The 17,325-nt window shown below is 34.0% G+C and carries 17 protein-coding genes; 6 read left to right on the top strand and 11 right to left on the bottom strand.

The window, feature by feature from the left end; translation table 11 throughout:
• The 6 genes from RMO53_RS09790 to RMO53_RS09765 form a co-directional block, all read right to left on the bottom strand.
• Positions 1-1,612, bottom strand: a 1,612-nt coding sequence (locus tag RMO53_RS09790) for a tetratricopeptide repeat protein (RefSeq protein ID WP_310380099.1), incomplete at its 3' end; no start/stop codon positions are given.
• An 81-nt stretch (positions 1,613-1,693) separates the two neighbouring features.
• Complete coding sequence (locus tag RMO53_RS09785; protein ID WP_310380098.1) at positions 1,694-1,999, bottom strand: hypothetical protein; 306 nt, start codon at positions 1,997-1,999, stop codon at positions 1,694-1,696.
• Positions 2,000-2,062: 63 nt separating this feature from the next.
• Positions 2,063-3,481 (bottom strand): hypothetical protein, encoded by a 1,419-nt coding sequence (locus RMO53_RS09780; protein ID WP_310380097.1) that lies wholly within the window; start codon positions 3,479-3,481, stop codon positions 2,063-2,065.
• A 163-nt stretch (positions 3,482-3,644) separates the two neighbouring features.
• Positions 3,645-5,516 (bottom strand): PQQ-binding-like beta-propeller repeat protein, encoded by a 1,872-nt coding sequence (locus RMO53_RS09775; protein WP_310380096.1) that lies wholly within the window; start codon positions 5,514-5,516, stop codon positions 3,645-3,647.
• Positions 5,517-5,543: 27 nt separating this feature from the next.
• A complete protein-coding gene (locus RMO53_RS09770) occupies positions 5,544-5,918 on the bottom strand; it encodes a hypothetical protein (protein WP_310380095.1) in 375 nt (124 codons plus the stop codon).
• Between the two features lie 82 nt (positions 5,919-6,000).
• Positions 6,001-6,948: a GSCFA domain-containing protein gene (locus tag RMO53_RS09765; protein WP_310380094.1), complete on the bottom strand. Its 948-nt coding sequence runs from the start codon at positions 6,946-6,948 to the stop codon at positions 6,001-6,003.
• Positions 6,949-7,056: 108 nt separating this feature from the next.
• Here RMO53_RS09765 and RMO53_RS09760 point away from each other — a divergent pair, with 108 nt between their 5' ends.
• Complete coding sequence (locus tag RMO53_RS09760) at positions 7,057-8,802, top strand: ABC transporter ATP-binding protein (protein WP_310380093.1); 1,746 nt, start codon at positions 7,057-7,059, stop codon at positions 8,800-8,802.
• A 1-nt stretch (position 8,803) separates the two neighbouring features.
• On the opposite strand, the gene RMO53_RS09755 is transcribed toward RMO53_RS09760, so the two are convergent.
• Genes RMO53_RS09755 through alaS form a run of 3 tightly spaced genes read right to left on the bottom strand, consistent with a single transcriptional unit; the run spans position 8,804 to position 12,332 of the window.
• Entirely contained in the window at positions 8,804-9,427 is a 624-nt protein-coding gene (locus tag RMO53_RS09755) for a nucleotidyl transferase AbiEii/AbiGii toxin family protein (RefSeq protein WP_310380090.1), read from the bottom strand.
• Positions 9,417-9,680, bottom strand: a complete 264-nt coding sequence (locus RMO53_RS09750) for a hypothetical protein (protein ID WP_310380088.1) — start codon at positions 9,678-9,680, stop codon at positions 9,417-9,419. Before RMO53_RS09750 ends, RMO53_RS09755 begins: the two co-directional genes overlap by 11 nt.
• A gap of 18 nt (positions 9,681-9,698) precedes the next feature.
• Positions 9,699-12,332, bottom strand: coding sequence for an alanine--tRNA ligase (gene alaS, locus RMO53_RS09745; RefSeq protein WP_310380087.1), 2,634 nt, complete (start codon positions 12,330-12,332; stop codon positions 9,699-9,701).
• 175 nt (positions 12,333-12,507) lie between these two features.
• Here alaS and RMO53_RS09740 point away from each other — a divergent pair, with 175 nt between their 5' ends.
• The 5 genes from RMO53_RS09740 (at position 12,508) to RMO53_RS09720 (ending at position 15,942) form a co-directional block, all read left to right on the top strand.
• On the top strand, positions 12,508-13,485 hold the full coding sequence (locus RMO53_RS09740; RefSeq protein ID WP_310380086.1) for a M23 family metallopeptidase: 978 nt from the start codon (positions 12,508-12,510) through the stop codon (positions 13,483-13,485).
• A gap of 63 nt (positions 13,486-13,548) precedes the next feature.
• Positions 13,549-13,881 (top strand): MerR family transcriptional regulator, encoded by a 333-nt coding sequence (locus RMO53_RS09735; RefSeq protein ID WP_310380084.1) that lies wholly within the window; start codon positions 13,549-13,551, stop codon positions 13,879-13,881.
• A gap of 56 nt (positions 13,882-13,937) precedes the next feature.
• Positions 13,938-14,531, top strand: a complete 594-nt coding sequence (locus RMO53_RS09730) for a LemA family protein (RefSeq protein WP_310380082.1) — start codon at positions 13,938-13,940, stop codon at positions 14,529-14,531.
• Positions 14,532-14,623: 92 nt separating this feature from the next.
• Positions 14,624-15,061: a TPM domain-containing protein gene (locus RMO53_RS09725; protein WP_310380080.1), complete on the top strand. Its 438-nt coding sequence runs from the start codon at positions 14,624-14,626 to the stop codon at positions 15,059-15,061.
• An 89-nt stretch (positions 15,062-15,150) separates the two neighbouring features.
• Complete coding sequence (locus RMO53_RS09720) at positions 15,151-15,942, top strand: TPM domain-containing protein (RefSeq protein WP_310380100.1); 792 nt, start codon at positions 15,151-15,153, stop codon at positions 15,940-15,942.
• Between the two features lie 85 nt (positions 15,943-16,027).
• On the opposite strand, the gene RMO53_RS09715 is transcribed toward RMO53_RS09720, so the two are convergent.
• On the bottom strand, positions 16,028-16,819 hold the full coding sequence (locus RMO53_RS09715; protein WP_310380078.1) for an SDR family oxidoreductase: 792 nt from the start codon (positions 16,817-16,819) through the stop codon (positions 16,028-16,030).
• Between the two features lie 281 nt (positions 16,820-17,100).
• A partial coding sequence (locus RMO53_RS09710; protein WP_310380075.1) for a hypothetical protein occupies positions 17,101-17,325 on the bottom strand: 225 nt, incomplete at its 5' end.

Here is a 17,325-nt window from a genome sequence, read left to right as displayed (position 1 = left end):
CAAAAGAAAAACTTATTTCGTCTCTTGCTTCTCTAGCCTTTTCGATATAATTATTGATTCTTGTTTCTAAATCTTCGTAAGTGATTTCGGTGGAATTCATTGCCCATATCGTATCTCGAAGCTCTACAATAGTTTCTCGGGCAAAGCTAGAAATAGTGCTCAATTTATGGTCTAGTTTTTTGTTTGTGATATCGAATGCGTATTTTATATTGTCAACCGAAGAGATTATAAAAGTAAGCTGTGCACCAATATTATCATGCAAATCTCGTGAAATATTCAAGCGTTGCTCTTGCAGTTCGTTCTGTTTTTCTATGAGCGAAATAGCTGATTTTAGTTCAAATTCCTGTTCTTGTTGTGTGTTTTTTAGTTTCTGTTGACGGTAGATTAAAAACCCTAATAGCGCTATTAAAAATGTCAAAATTACTAGTCCTGTTAAATAGGTGTTTTTCTGTGTTGATTCTGCTTCTTTTTGGATTAAAAGCTTTTCTTTCTTCTCGGTTTGGTATTTTGTTTCGAGTTCAGCTGTGTGCTTCAAAACGGAATCTTCGAGTAATTGATTGTTTGTAATCACCAATTTATCGATATAAAAACTTAGACTGTCCAGCTGCTTCAATTTAGCATAAACATTAATCAATGCTTTGTAATTTATTTGAAGTTTATCATATAATTTTTTCTTTTCGAATACGGTTTTAGTACTCAACAACAATTGTTTTGCCTCATTGTAACGGCTTGCAAGCACATATTGTTCGGCGACATTTAAATCAAAATTTGCCTTGTCGATATCCGAATTTAGTTCTTCCCTGATTTTCTGGGATTTTACATAAAGCGCAATGGCTTCTTTGGATTTTTTTTGTTCCGTTTTTATGGATGCAATGTTATTATAGGCACTGGAAACTCCTTTTTTATCACCAACCGTAGAACAGTATTTTAAACTTTTATTATACTGTCTTAATGCATTGACGGTATCATTCATTTGAAGATAAACATTCCCTAAATTCAAACAGGAAACGCACAATTCTGTCGAAGCTTTATTCCCTTCTTGGTACTGAACGACGTCACTTATATAATTTAAAGCTTTGGGATAATTTTTTAGTTTCAAAAGTAACAGCCCAATATTTCCTTTGGTGACGTGGCTGTTTTTTTCGTCATTTACACTTTCAAAATACTTTAAAGCATCTAAAAAAGAGGTCATTGCTTCTTTGTACTGCTGGTTTTTTTCGTAGATATTCGCCAGATTATTATTGATTTTAGCCAAACCTTTATAATCATTTCTAGCTTTTCTGATTTTATAAGCTGTGAGGTAATTTTTCTTGGAATTTTGAAAATCACCTTTTCTAAAATACACTGCACCCACATCACTGTAGACTTGAGCAATTAAGGTAGAATCACCTAATTTTGCAGATTCAACTATCGCTTTTTTTCCGTAATTCAACGCCGAATCTATAGAAACATTAGAATAATACCAAGTCAAATCAGAATAAATAACAGCTCTTTTTTTGTCGCTAGGATTAGACTTTAATTCGGTTTTCAAGTTGGCAATAATCACATTTGCATCTTGAGCCATGATTAAAAGTGGAGTAAAAAGTAACGCTAAAAAAATAGTTTTTTTCATAAATAATATTGAATGAATAAATTTATTAAAAAAACGGTTACAAGAAACAAAAAAACTAAAAACATACTACAAATGAATCATTTATATCAAATTGTTTTTTGTGGCAATCTCAAACAGATCATAATTGAGTCCAAAAATATCTGCGTTTAGTTTTGCTTTACTTGATTTTAAAGTTGCTTCTAACTCTTGCGAAAGTTTTAGTTGCTCCACTTGTCCTAATTGTTTTTTGCTAATTTCTACAATAATATCTTGCAAGGCAAAGAGTTTAATTTTGGAGCTTTTTTTTTCGGTATAAAACTGAATGTTCAAATAGATTATTGCTATAATTAGCAACAAAATAATTACGAGTAGAATAGCTATCATAGTGTCAGATAATAAGAATGTCATAAGGTCAAAGAAATGGGTTTTATAAACACAAAAAAATACGCTTTTATACGTATTTTTTTACTTTTATAATTGGGTCAAATCAGTGAGAGGGATTTTTACAAAACTTAACGTTGGCTTATCATTTACCCATTTTGTGTAATACAAAGTTTCGCTTTTTTCATCATAAAAACAAGAACCTTCATAATCCGAACTGTTAATTTTACCACCAAGATTTACGGGTTCTGACCATTTTTTCCAAGTGTCATCTAATCTATGGGTTACATAAATATCGTAATCCCCAAAACTACTAAATCCGTTGCTACTAAAAAGCAGTGTCTTTTGGTCAGACAGCAAATAAACCATTCCTTCATCAGCGGCTGAATTAATGATTTTGCCCATATTTTGCAGAAAACCAAACGTTCCATCTTCCTTTCTATTGGTAAAATATAAATCCATTCCGCCCTGAGTCATATCGGTTTCAATTCCCATAACCAAGATTTTTTGGTCGTTTGTAATGGATGCCGAAGTAGTTTCATCATAATTATTAAAAGCGGTAATTTTTAGCAATCCTGTAGATTGATAATTAGCGTCTAAAAATTCATATCCACAGTCCGTAGTACCACGATTATAACCCAAACCGCCTTTTAGAATAAAACTCGGCTGATGCGCTAAAATATAATTATAAGTTGCGTTTTGGTTTAATGCTTGGTCTTCTTCAACAGGGTTTGACCATTTATCATTCGTTTCTTTAGAGCAAGAAAACATGCGCTCTTTGTCGTTTGTCCTTTCGCTAAAAAACAATTTTTGACCATCAAATGAAACTACAGGATTCGAAGGAATTAAATCTCCTAGAACAATTATTTCTGGGTTTGCTAATCTTTCAAAAATTGAATTTGTATTTATTTTTGCTTCAATGGGCACTTCTGAGTCCGAAATCCCAATGGCATCAATTTGTTTTTGTCCTGGAATTAGGGCAAAGCTAAAGAATACTTTTACAGCAACGACGCCACTTACCGCATTGTCCAGAATAGCATACTCGATTCCGGGATTAATCACATCTGGCACTTCGTGAACTTTTCTTCTTTTTTTCTTGAAATAATAACTCCTATCTGTAGTTAACGTCGATTTATAAATTGGTGTTTTCCAATCTCTGGTTCGAGTCCAAACGGTTTCATAGTTCCCAGAACCATTATCGACTTCAATTTTATAGACACAACCTGCATTTAGATTTTCGAAAACGGCGATTTGTTTTACGGTTTGTGGTTTTTCGAATCCAACTTCTATAACTTCTTTCCCATCAAGTGCTTTTTTTGGTGTCCAAGCATTGGCAGAACTTCCGCCTTGAGGAAAAGCATCCGGTTTGCCCAGAATTCGTTTGATCCCGTTTTGTTTTCCGCCAAGGTCAGACGAAAACTTGATGACTTTACTTGCCCACTGAATTTGCTGCGCTTGAGAAGAAGAAAGAACAAAAAATATAGCGAAAAGTAGAATTGATTTTTTCATATATGTGGATTTTTATTTTTCAGCGGTCATATATGGTATCGCCTTTATCTTTTGGTGTTTGTTTGCAACAAACTCTTTATTAGTGGCGATTTCATATTGATTTTATTTAGAAAAGGGCTATGAAAAAAAATCCATAACCCTTTTCGTTCACAACTAAAAACGCTTAATTGTTTACCTTAATTTTCTCTACTTTTCTTCCTTTAAAGGCAAATATATATTCTCCATCGGTTGTAATGTCGATTCCATCACCATATTCTGGACTTCCTCCTTTGCCTTTGGATTGTACAGAACCTTTGGTTTCTCCATTAGTCATATCAATACCATAAATAATGTTTTTGCTGTTGCGCTGGTCTCTAAGGAAATAATTCTCACCTATGTGATAAAAATAATCTACTCCTTTTATTTTTTCGGTGGCATAAACTCGCGAACCGTCTTTCTTGTTATAAGCAGCCAACCCTTTTTCTGACAGTACAACTACTTTATCTCCAAAATCAATAACATCTGTTGCCTTTCCTACATTGGCATCACTATGCTTTACATCAAATAACTGTGTTCCTGCTGCAATATCATAGCCGTAAAATTGATCGCCATCACCTACAAACAGCGTTTTATCATCATGTATAACAAAGTCTGTAATTCGCTTATCAAATTTCTCAGAACGCCATGTAGTTTGTCCTGTGGCATCATCTAGTGACAATACACTACTTTTTTGTGCTTTGTAATCCCAGTAAATATAAGGAACCCACTGTTTTGCAGAACCACCACCATATCCAGCAAGTGCCATTCCTGCCGACAATCCTGTTGCAACTTCCTCATATCGCAATTCTTGAACTTGAACTTTTCCTCCAACTTGAACTAAAACTCTATTTCCTATTTTGTAAATATGTGGCATACATAATGCTCCTGTTATTTTCTCAGAAGCCCAAAGTAATTTGCCAGACTCTAAATCGTGTTTTTCTACATATTTTGTTCTATCTCTTGTCCCTAACATCACTAGATAAACTGCGGTTTCTGTAAACAATGGTTCGGCAAGTGTTTTGTATATTTTCGATCTTTTATTTCCTTTCAATAAACCAGTGCCAATACCTCCGTTTCCACCTTCCATATCATTTTCATAAGTTGCTGACCATAATTTTTGACCGTTATCAATATTATAAACTTGTAAACCATCAAGGTACATAAACAATTTATCTCCTTTTATCCACATATCAATAATGGCTCTGCGGGTTACTAATTCTTTTTCGATGGTTCCTGTAAAAGTTGCATCCCATAAAATATCTCCATTCGAAGCATTCATTTTTACCAATTGATTTTTGAAACCCGCAAACAATGCTCCCAAAGCGGTTGGTTTAAAATTGACTATTATAATCTCGTTTCTCTTGGCATCATAAATATATTTTCCAACACCGCCTTTGAAACGATTGGTTTCCCAAATTTTCTCACCCGTATTTGCTTTTACCATAATAACCGAGCCTTTTTGTGAAATCAAAAAAGCGTCTAATTCTTCTATGTATTTCACGGTCTCTAATTCGGCTTGATCCGAACCTTCTTCGGCTTTTGTTCCTTTTGGAATCAAATTTTGATACGCTTCTGAACTCCATAATTCTTTTCCTGTTTCAATATTCAAACAAGCCACTCTATCGGTGCCTAATTTTCTTTCGTCAAAAAGAAACAAATACCCACCACCATTTGTCTTAAACACCATACTTTGATACTCCGATTTATTGGTGCTGTTTGTCGTGATTTTTTTATAATCCCCGTTCCAAACTGGTTTTCCGTCTTTGTCTATTACCGATGCTGAATTTTCATCTGTTCCCACAATAATTTCACCGTTGTCATTTACTACGGCTAGCCTTGTAGCTTTGTTACCAAACTCGGATTCCCAAACGGTGGTAAAATCTCCTGTTTTTTTCCCGGCAGATTTACCTCCTCCTATTTTTGCTTTTGCTTTATCTAAAAGTTTTCCAAATTGGGCCGATGATGGCAATGCAGCCATCAAACAAATGACCAACATTAATGTTCCTAATTTTTTCATAATCTTGCGTTTTTAGTTATTGTTAATTTAAAATGTAATGGTGTAGCGTACTTTATAACGCTGTTGTTTTTGAAGTTTGAAATAAAATTTATGGTCTAAAATATATTCTGACATAAAATTGATAAACTCAGGATTTTTAATATCACTGTCGACTTTGAAGAAGGTCGAAACTTTGCCGTTTTGAACCACACCAACATCAATAGTTACGCTACCTGAAACGGCTGCGAATTTTTTACTTTTCTTTTTTAGAAAGCCTTCTGAATGGAATTCAGCATCGATTTCCTTAGTTACCATTTCGGCTACTTCTTCCTCATCCGTAAGTACTTTTTTTTGCGATAAAGCAGGGGTTGAATACAGTAAAAGGAAAGTTCCTAGAAATAAAATGAGAGAAAGTTTTTTCATACTAAAATTGATTTGTTAGTTATTAGTTTACAAATCTGCGTTAAATATGAAATGAAATCAATACGAAGAAATACGTATTTTTCTAAAAATAAATTTGAGGAAATTGATTTTGAATGACAACTATTTTATCCTGAAGTTTTGATAAAAATTGTTGGTGACTTTGGGAATTTGGATTAAAAGGTCGGTGAGCCATGCCTTTTCGAATGGTTTCTACTTCGTGCATAATCAGAAGACTTTGTTCTGAAATTGAGGTTGCTGAAAATCGTTCCCAAATATAATCGATAGCTATTTGATTGGGATGCAACAGGTCTTCTGCATAAAACCGATAATCGCGCAATTCGTCCATCATGATTTCATAGGAAGGGAAATAGCTTGAAGTGGGAAGTTGGAAGCAGGAAGAATGCAAAGCTGAAATCAAATGTGCCTTACTTCGTTGATTTTCTATAAAACCGTCTTTGATATGTCGTACTGGCGAAATGGTAAAAATAAAATTGCAATTTGGGTTGATTTTATGAATTAAATCAATCGTGTTTTGAATCGATTTTTCGATAATTTCAACGGATAAAATTTCCTTTGAAAATTCTTTTTGTGGCATTTTATGACAATTCGCTACAACTTCGTTGGTTGATTTTAACTTGTAAATCCATGATGTTCCGTAAGTAACAATTAAATGTGTGGATTGGAGAATTTGTTGATGTGTAAATTTTATAATTGCATTTAAATTTTCTAGAAATTCGTTTTTGTTTTCATGACTCAAATCGGAATGCACCTCATAACAATGCCAACGCTCGTTGTGAAAAAAAATGTCTTTTTCAGTATACTCTATTTGGTTGACAACTCTTTCAATCAATTTTTCAATTGAAACAGGATTAAAAATAATCCCGAAAGGATTCACTGTATTTTGAAATTTAAAATACTCGAATTTAGCTCCAATATTTTCAGAAAAACACGACCCCAACAAAACTATTTTAGAACTGTAATCTAAAGGATTATTAGCTTTTGGAATTGAAATTTGGGTAGTGAAGTTCATCGGTGCAATTATATATAATCCAAAAATACAAAATTAGCAATCAATTAACAGCTGTAATTTAATCGCACTATTAAATTTAGTATTTTTGCCATTCTTAAAATCAAACAAATGAACCTACTCTATTCCTATCTAAAAAGACACAAAGCCTTATTATTCTTCGCTTTGATAATGGCAGCTATCAACATTTGTTTTAGTTTAAGCGATTCGATTATCACGGGTAAATTGATGCAAGATTGCGGTGTAGGAATTGCCAAATACAAAGGAAACGAACTCGGGTTTTTAAAAGCCGTTGGTTTTTGGTTGATGCTTTCTCTTGGCGCAGCTATGATTTCAAGATTGACAAAAAACTTTCAGGATTATTTTACCAATATCGTTATTCAACGAACTGGTGCAGAAATGTATACTGACGGCATCAAAAAATCACTGGATTTGCCTTACGAAGATTTTGAAGATCAGCGCAGTGGCGAAACCCTGAGCCGTTTGCAAAAAGTAAGAACCGATTCCGAAAAGTTGATCACCTTATCAATTTCTTTGATTTTCCAAACTATTGTAGGATTCATTTTTGTCATTATTTATATCTCCAGAATTGATTATCGCATTTCATTTATCTTTTTGATTTCAGCACCCATCATTGCGATTTTGAGTTCGTTTTTGGGCAAAAAAATAAAAGTGATTTCACGTAGAATTGTAACTCAAACCAATTCACTTGCGGGTTCTACCACCGAGAGTTTGCGCAACATTGAACTCGTAAAAAGTTTGGGATTAACCCAACAAGAAGAGCAAAGATTGAACTCGAATACCCAAAAAATATTAGGTCTCGAATTGCAAAAAATTAGATTCATCCGGAGTTTGAGTTTTATTCAGGGAACAACCGTTCATTTGTTGCGAACTTGTGTGGTTTTTGCCTTGTATTATTTTTTGTTTGGTGATAAGATTTTAGTAGGTGATTTATTGACCATGGTGTTTTTTACCTTCTTTATTTTTGGACCATTACAAGAATTAAGTTCGTTTATCATCGTAAGAAACGAAACTAAAGTATCACTAGAAAATTTTCAGAATTTACTCGATGCAAAGTCAGAATTCCGACCAGAACATCCAAAATCAATTGCGAAAATAGAATCCTTGCAGTTTTCGGATGTGAGTTTTAAACACAAAACGGCTCATTTTCCTGCTGTAGAAAATATTAATTTTACGATTAAAAAAGGGGAAACTGTAGCTTTTGTTGGTCCTTCGGGAGCAGGAAAAACAACTTTGGTGAAATTATTAGTAGGATTGTATCCGCCAGCGCAAGGCGAAGTGTTGTATAATTCGATAAATTCAAAAGCTGTTGATTTATTAGAACTGCGGCAGCAATTGGGTTTTGTTACTCAAGATGCACAACTGTTTTCGGGAACGATTAGAGAAAATTTACTATTCGTAAAACCCGATGCTTCGGATGAAGAATTATTGGCGGTTTTAAAAAGAGCCAGTTGCGATACTTTGTTACAACGGGCAAAAGACGGACTGAATTCTACTATTGGCGAAGGCGGAATAAAGGTTTCGGGTGGCGAAAAACAACGATTATCCATTGCTCGTGCCATTTTGAGAAACCCAAATTTATTAATTTTTGACGAAGCAACCTCAGCATTGGATTCGATTACCGAAGAAGAAATCAATTCAACTATCCGAACTATTTCTGATTCAAACAGAATTACAGTATTAATTGCGCACCGACTTTCTACCATCATGCATGCTGATAAAATCTTTGTTTTAGAGCAAGGAAAAATTATTGAGCAAGGCAAACACGATGATTTACTTGTAGAAAAAGGCTTGTATTATGCCATGTGGAGACAACAAATTGGGGAGCGAAAGTAAATTAATCATCCAATCCAGATAAACTTATTTCAGTGAGGAAATTTTTAACCTCATCTTCACTTGGGGGATTTGGTATTAAAAAAGTTACTTCTTCATCGTAATTTATACCCTTGAAATAACCGAGTTGCATTTTGAACAGTTTAACTGAAAACATTTCTCCAAAAAGATGACTTGCCTTAATTGCAATGTCATTAACTGAATAAAAATCTTTCAAAATAAAATATAAATCTAAATAATCTTTCCATTTGGCTCGACGACCTAACGCAAATGCTTTCATTGCTGCCAGTGTTAACAAGTCTGGCATTTTTATAATTCCTTTTATTTCAGCGTTTAATGGTAATTTGTGTGGAAATGAAAAAAAAGTAAATTTAACCTGATTTATAATAAGGTTTAATTGTTCGTAGTTCTCGTATCCAAATTTGTAACCGAATTTAGAAGCAATGACTTTTTTATAAATATCATTTTTTCGCAAATCAGCTAATTTGAACAAATCAAAATCAATCGATTCACGGTGACCAATATGCAATGCAATAGCAGTTCCGCCAACTAAATAATATTCTCTTTTGAATTGAGTAATCAAGGGCAATAGCTCAATTTGTTCTTTACTTAAAATTTCAAGATGCATATTTCTTCGTTATTAGTCCTAAATAATTATATATTTCAGGCATATAATTCCCAATTTTTCTATCGGTTATTTCGTCGTAAACACGTTTCAATTCTGGATGTCCAATAATTTTAATTAAATCTTTAACATCTTGCCAAGTGCCATAATTGAATATGAATTCAACCAAAACTTCATTCCCAATATTTGGGATTGCTTCTTTCTTGATGTACCAAAAAAGATGGGCGTTTTTAGCTATGAATTCTTCTCTTGTCATGTCATAAAGATACAAAAATTACTTTACAAAATCAACCACTTTATCCAAAGCAGCTGCAATTCCGTTAACATTTTTTCCTTTTCCTGATGCAAAAAACGGTTGTCCACCACCATTTCCATCAATATATTTTCCTAATTCTCTGATTACATTTCCTGCATTTAAAGATTTTTCGACAACTAATTCTTTTGAAATATAACAGTGAATATTTGGAGTATTATCTTCAACTGATGCTAAAAATACAAATGAATTTGGTTTTGAAGTTCCTAGTGCTTGCGTTAAATCTTTGGTTGCACTCATTGATAAATCGACTTGTTTTGCCAGAAAATTAACTCCATTAATTTCATGAAATTCTGAAAGTAAATTATTTTTTAATGCTTCAATTTTTTCTTTGAGTAATTGCTCCAATTGTTTTTTCAACTTGGTATTATCATCTTGTAGCGATACAATTGCTTTTAGAATATCTTGTGGGTTTTTTAAAGCCGCTGCAATTGCATCTAAAGTGTTTTCTTGGTTTGTGTAAAATTTCTGAACAGATTCTCCTGTTATGGCTTCAATACGGCGAATTCCAGCAGCAACAGCACCTTCACTTACAATTTTGAAATGCCAAATCTCTGCGGTATTTTTCACGTGAATTCCACCACACAATTCCATACTATCTCCAAATTTAATAGCACGAACACTATCTCCATATTTTTCTCCAAACAAAGCCATTGCGCCTTCGTCTAAAGCTTGTTGAATCGGAATATTTCTTCTTTCAATCAAAGGCAATTGCTCTTGAATTTTTTCGTTCACAAAGTTCTCAACTTTCTGAATTTCATCATTAGTCATTTTAGTAAAATGCGAAAAATCGAAACGTAAATGTTTTGGATTTACCAACGAACCTTTTTGCTCTACGTGAGTTCCTAAAACACTTCTCAAAGCCTGATGCATCAAATGTGTTGCAGAGTGATTTTTAGAAGTCGAACGCAGCAAATCGGTATTTACATTGGCTGTAAAACTTGCGTTTACATTTTCGGGAAGTTGTTTTGCAAAATGCAGAATTAAATTATTTTCTTTTTTGGTGTCGATGATATCGATAATTTCGTTCGCAGACACCAATGTTCCTTTATCGCCAACTTGTCCTCCACCTTCTGGATAAAATGGTGTTGCATCCAAAACGATTTGGTATAAAATCCCATCTTTTTTACTATCAATTTTACGAAAACGTGTGATTTTAACTTTGTTTGAAGTTTGATCATAACCCACAAAGCTTTCCGTATTTCCTTCAACTAAAATCGTCCAATCATCGGTTGACATTTCTGATGCGGCACGAGAACGTGATTTTTGCTCTTGCATCGAAACTTCAAACTCATTTTCGTTGAAAGACCTATTTTTTTCTTTCAAAATCAACGCCGTTAAATCTTTGGGGAAACCAAAAGTATCATACAATTCAAATGCTTTTGCACCAGAAACTTCCGACCCTTTTGTTTTTGCAATCACGTTATCTAACAATTGTAATCCTTGATCTAAAGTTCGTAAAAACGACGCTTCTTCTTCGCGAATTACATTGGTAACTAATTGTTGCTGGGATTTGATTTCAGGGAAAAATTCTCCCATTTGATTCGCCAAAACTTCCACCAATTTATAAATAAACGGCTCTTTGGTGTCGAGAAAAGTAAATCCGTAACGAATGGCACGTCGCAGTATTCTTCGAATAACATAACCTGCTCCAGTATTGGATGGCAATTGCCCGTCGGCAATCGCAAAGGCAACCGCACGAACGTGATCTACAATAACACGAATGGCAATATTTATTTTTTCATCTTGTACGGACAGGTCGCGACCTGTCCGTACGTATGAAAATCCTGTGATTTTTTCAATTTTTGCAATTAGCGGCGTAAAAACATCGGTGTCATAATTAGATGTTTTCCCTTGTAATGCCATACAAAGTCGCTCAAATCCCATTCCAGTATCAACGTGCTGTGCTGGTAATTTTTCAAGAGAACCATCGGCTTTACGGTTGAATTCCATGAATACATTATTCCAAATCTCAACCACTTGAGGATGATCATTATTGACTAAACTTTTTCCGGAAACTAATGCTTTTTCATCTGCTGAACGGATATCTACATGAATTTCGGAACATGGACCACACGGACCTTGATCGCCCATTTCCCAAAAGTTGTCTTTTTTATTTCCAAGAATAATTCGGTCTTCCTCGATTAATGTTTTCCAAATATCCCAAGCTTCTTGGTCAAAAGGGACATTGTCTTCGATACTTCCTTCAAAAACAGAAACATATAAATTTTCTTTTGGAATTTTATAAACTTCGGTCAATAATTCCCATGCCCAATTGATAGCATCTGTTTTAAAATAATCGCCAAAAGACCAGTTGCCTAACATTTCAAACATGGTGTGATGATAGGTGTCAAAACCAACATCTTCCAAATCATTGTGTTTTCCAGACACACGAAGACACTTTTGTGTATCGGCAATTCTTGGGCTTTTGGGAGTGGCATTTCCAAGAAAATATTCTTTAAACTGTGCCATTCCTGAATTATTGAACATCAATGTTGGATCGTCTTTTAAAACAATTGGTGCTGATGGTACAATTAAATGTCCTTTGCTTTCGAAAAAATTAAGAAACTTTTTGCGTACTTCTTGTGATGTCATTTTTATTGTTTATTCGGTTATTTGGTTAATTGTTTTTTCGGTTTTGTTTAAACAAATAACCAAATCGACAAATCAACTCTAATATATTATTGAAAAAAGTGTGGAACAACTGAAACATTTATTAAATTTGTTCGACTAACAATTCACAATGTGCAAAAATAGGGTATTTTAAAACATGGCGAAAGTAAAATATTATTACGATTCCGAAAAATTAGCCTATCATAAAATAACAACAAAAACGAGAAAAAAAATTGGAGTTGTTTTGTTGTTTATAGTGGCATCGGGATTGTTTGGTTTTTTAAGTTTTGTAGTTTTATTGAACACCCCTTATTTTGAAACCCCAAAAAACAGATTGCAAGCACGGGAAATTGAAAATTTGAGATTGCGTTATGCGGTTTTGAATAAAAAAATGGATCAAGTTAATGAGGTGATTGAAACCATTGAAGAACGTGATAATAACATATATAGAGTTTATTTTAATACATCTACAATTCCTGAAGAGCAAAGAAAATCAGGATTTAAAGGGTTAAATAGGTATACTGAATTAGAAGGATATGACAATTCGCAGCTGGTGATTAATACCACAAAGCGGGTTGATGTTTTGAGGAAAGAATTAGCAATTCAATCAAAATCACTAGATGAAATACTGAAATTGGCTAAAGAAAAAGACAAGTTGTTGGCTGCTATTCCAGCTATTCAACCTGTTAAAAATGAGAATTTAAAACGTATGGTTTCTGGTTTTGGTTATCGTACAGATCCTTTTACAAAAGTTAGAAAAATGCATCAAGGAATGGATTTCACTTCTAAAACTGGAACGCCAATTTATGCAACTGGCGATGGTGTTGTAGCACGAGCTGACAACTCGGCTTCTGGTTATGGAAATCATATTGTGATACGACATGGATATGGATACGAAACCTTGTACGGTCATTTAAGCAAATACAAATGCAAAGCGGGTCAACGTATAAAAAGAGGTGATGTTATAGGATATGTAGGAAGTACGGGAAGATCCGAAGGTCCACATTTACATTATGAAGTGCACAAAAACGGAAAGCCCGTAAACCCGTTAAATTTTTATTACGGAAATATTTCGGCAGTTGAATATATTGCGATTGCACAGTTAGCCAACCAAGAGAATCAATCTTTTGACTAACAAAAAAAGTGTTCAGTGTTCAGATAAAAAAGTGTTCAGTTTTAATAGGATAAAACAATATATATGCAAATAGAATTGTCGCCAGATAAAAGATATTACAGCATTGGCGAAGTTGCCAAGGCTTTTGATGTGAATGCTTCGCTAATTCGTTTTTGGGATAGTGAATTTGATATTCTAAAACCAAAGAAAAACGCCAAAGGCAATAGAATGTTTACACCCGAAGATGTCAAAAATCTACAATTGATTTATCATTTAGTCAAAGAAAGAGGCTTCACGCTCGAAGGTGCAAGAACTCATTTGAAAGAAGGGCAAAAGAAAACATTAGACAAATATGAAATTATTAGCAAACTAGAAAGCATAAAATTACAGTTGTCAAATATCAAAAATGAACTTTGAAATGGCAATATCAATTAAAAACAAAAACTAAATATTAAACTTTAAATTAAACAAAAATGGATTTTAAAAAATTTTTACCTTGGATTATTGGAGCAGTTGTATTATTCGTGATGTACAGCTGGGTAAAAGGAATTAATAACAATGCAGTGACATTGGGTCAAACTGTGGAGCAATCTTGGGGCGATGTTCAAACGTCTTACCAAAGAAGAAATGACCTTATCGGGAATTTAGTAAATACTGTAAAAGGCGCTGCGGATTTCGAAAAAGGAACCCTTACCGCTGTAATCGAAGCACGTTCTAAAGCAACATCAGTAAAAATTGACCCGGCAAATATTACTCCTGAACAATTAGCTGAATTCAACAAAGCACAAAGCGGCGTAAGCAGTTCATTGTCAAGATTATTAGTTACTGTTGAAGCTTATCCTGAATTGAAAGCCAATGCGAATTTCTTGAAATTACAAGACGAATTAGCAAGTACCGAAAATCAAATTCTAACGGCAAGAACCCGTTTTAATGAAGCAGTAAAACCGTATAACAGTCATATCAAAACGTTCCCGAATACATTGTTTGCTGGACTGTTTGGCTTTAAAGAAAAAGCATATTTCAATGCCGTAGAAGGTGCTGAAAAACCGGTTGAAGTAAAATTCTAAAAAAGATTTCAGATTTTTGATTAACGATTTTTGATGGCAGAATGATAATTCCAAAATCATAAATCGTTAATCTTCATTCAAAAATAATCCCCATGTCTAAAGTTGAAGATTTTTTAACCAAAGAAGAAGAAAGTGCCGTTGTTGAAGCGATTCGCCTGGCCGAAAAAAACACTTCTGGCGAGATTAGAGTTCACATAGAAAAAACAACTTCTATTGACGCTTATGATCGTGCGATGGAAGTTTTCCATGAATTAAAAATGGATGAAACCCAACTCAAAAACGGCGTTTTAATCTACTTAGCGGTCAAGGATAAAAACTTTGTAATTTGTGGCGATAAAGGTATTAACGAACTTGTTCCTGCTGATTTTTGGGATTGCACACGCGATGCTATGGTAGCACAATTCAAATTAGGCAACTACAAACAAGGTCTCATCAACGGAATTCTGAATGCTGGTGAACAATTACAAAAATATTTTCCTTTTGAAGACGATGACACCAATGAAATATCAAACGAAATATCGAAAGGATAATGAAAACAAGTCAGAAGTTAGAAATTAGAAGTAAGAAGTGGAAAGTTAAGAGTGAAAAAACAACTGAAGACAAGTTACCCTATCCAAAAATGAAGTTATTTTTATATTTAATAACCCTTCTTTTTTTGCATTGCGGGGTACTTTCTGCCCAATTTACCATTCCTGAAAAACCCAGTTTCCAAACTTCGGTTTATGATTATGCCACTGTTTTAAGCGCTGATGAAAAAACGCAATTAGAAGAAAAACTCATTCGTTATTCTGATTCAACCACTACACAAATTGTTGTTATCACTATAGAAAGTTTAAAAGGTGAAGATATTAGCCAACTTGCTACAAAATGGGGACAAACTTGGGGAATTGGTGGTAGTGAAAAAACAGACAATGGCGTTGTAATACTTGTTGCTAAAGCGGAACGAAAAATCGCAATTAATCCTGGCTATGGACTTGAGGACAGATTAACAGCTGGAATTGGTGGTGAAATAATTAGAAATATTATCATCCCGGAATTTAAAGCTGGAAGTTATTACAACGGCTTAGACAAAGGTACTGATGCTGTTTTTGATGTTTTTAAAGGAAAATACAAAGGAGAAAGAAAACAAAGTAAAAAAGAAAAATTCCCTATTAAACTAATTTTTATAATAGTATTTATAATCCTTTTTATAATCATTAAAAGCAAAAACAACGGTGGTGGAAACTCCGGTAATTCTGATGGTGGACCAAGCTTACTTGATGTAATAATCCTAAGCAGTTTGGGACGAAACAGTGGCGGTGGAGGATTTGGAGGTTCATCAGGCGGTGGATTTGGTGGCGGTGGCGGCGGTTTCGGCGGTGGATTTGGCGGTGGTGGATTCTCTGGTGGTGGTTCTAGTGGTGGTTGGTAATTTATTTATCTTTCTCAATAGCCTTTATAAAGCAGAAAAGAGTTTCAAATTATTGAAACTCTTTTTTATTTATAATTACATCGTCTTACCTCACTTTGCTTCTCAATACAAAATAATGCAAGAACTTTGGAAAAAATCGTTTCAAATAAACGCCCAAAACTTCTTTTCCGCCAATGTAAGCTTCGAATTTATTAGCCTCAACCGCTTTTACAAATTTCTTGGCAAAAATCGCTACGGGCATTCCGTTTTTTGTAGCTTCATCTTCTTTATTTTGGCTTGAGCCGTTACCAATTAATGCATTTTTAGCCACATTAGTTTGAATAAATCCCGGACAAATAAGCGTTACATCCAGAAAATCCTTGTAATATTCCATTCGCAACACGTCAAAAAAACCGTGAAGCGCGTGTTTTGCTCCACAATAACCAGAACGATAGGGCGAACCAAATTTTCCCATCAAACTAGTAATAGTTACAAAATGTCCACTTTGATTTTTGACAAAATGTGGCAGTAGTGCTTTGGTCAAAGCCACCGTTCCTAAATAATCAACTTCAATGAGTTTCTTGTCCACTTCAAAATCGGTTTCGGCAATGAGTGACCGCTGACTAACTCCGCCATTGTTGACTAAAATATCAATCTTACCAAAGGCAGAAACAGCTTTTTCTGCATTATTTTTTGCACTACCAAAATCAGCTAAATCAAATGGCAAGACTACAACTTCGTTAGTTACACATTTTGATTTTACTAATTCTAAAGCTTCAACATTTCGTGCAGAAAGTATTAATTTGCAATTTTTTCGAGCCAATTCATAAGCCAGTGCCTCGCCTATTCCGCTGGAAGCTCCAGTAATCCAAACTATTTTGTCGTTTATTGATTTCATTTTTCGTTTGATGATTATGAGTTTATGCTGCTGAAAAAAATTTGGCCGCAGGTATATCGGATTCGCTTTCGCGAAGTCGCAGATCAAAACGGATTCTTCATTTGCTACTAATTGTAAATCTAATAAAAAAATCTGTGTTTATCCGTGTTTTTGCTCCCGAGACTTCGGGAAGCAAATCCGCTTCATCGGCTTTCCATATTGAGTACCCACATTAAAAAGAAAAAAGTTTATCGAGCTTTTGCAAACTCCATAAACTTTCTGTTAGAATCAAAGAAGAAAAACTATTTCTCTCCAATATAAATATCAATTGGAATACTATAAAAATCCTCCTTTTCAATAATATAAAGCAAATCAAAAAAATAAATGGCACTTATCCCTTTAATGGAATTTTGTACCTTGTGAAGTATTAATAATAAAGACAAAAGTAATGAATTTAATAGAAGTAAATAAAAATTATAACACACAGGCAAAATGCTTGGTTTTACTACATAAATTACGTTGGGGTA

The organism is Flavobacterium sp., assembly GCF_031409475.1.
GTDB lineage: Bacteria > Bacteroidota > Bacteroidia > Flavobacteriales > Flavobacteriaceae > Flavobacterium.
Note: the sequence above shows the minus strand (reverse complement) of the source record. Positions and strands in the feature narration are given on the sequence as shown.